Below are 460 nucleotides of genomic sequence, written 5' to 3' on the forward strand. Positions count from 1 at the left end.
TTTGACGGCGCGGACATGATTACCTTCTTCGCGCCAGCTTTCAGGTGAAGCTCGCCTTTGTCCTTTGAGAGGAAAAGCCCGGTCGATTCGACGACGACTTCGGCTCCGACCTCGTTCCACTTGAGGGCGGCGGGGTCTTTTTCGGCGCTCAGGCGGATTTTGTACTGTTTTTTTCCGTCGCAGGAAGAAACGACGAGCTGCGTCCCGTTTACCGCTATTTTTCCCTTGAACCGTCCGTGAACCGAATCGTATTTCAGCATATACGCCAAATACTCGGGGTCAAGCAGGTCGTTTATGCCGACGATTTCGATATCGTCAAAATTCGCCGCCGCGGCGCGGAAAACCATGCGTCCGATACGGCCGAAGCCGTTAATGCCAACTTTAATCATGCAGCAGTACTCCTCAATATCAGTAAAACTTTATTGTAATAATACGGAATTGCACGGAACGTGTCAATACG

At 51.1% G+C, this 460-nt stretch carries 1 protein-coding gene; it reads right to left on the reverse strand.

Annotation, left to right across the window (positions count from 1 at the left end; genetic code table 11):
• Positions 1-389, reverse strand: a 389-nt coding sequence (locus tag AWU74_RS08305; RefSeq protein WP_238580274.1) for a glyceraldehyde 3-phosphate dehydrogenase NAD-binding domain-containing protein, incomplete at its 3' end; no start/stop codon positions are given.
• Between the last annotated feature and the right edge of the window lie 71 nt (positions 390-460).

The sequence above is a fragment of the Treponema endosymbiont of Eucomonympha sp. genome, from assembly GCF_001028545.1.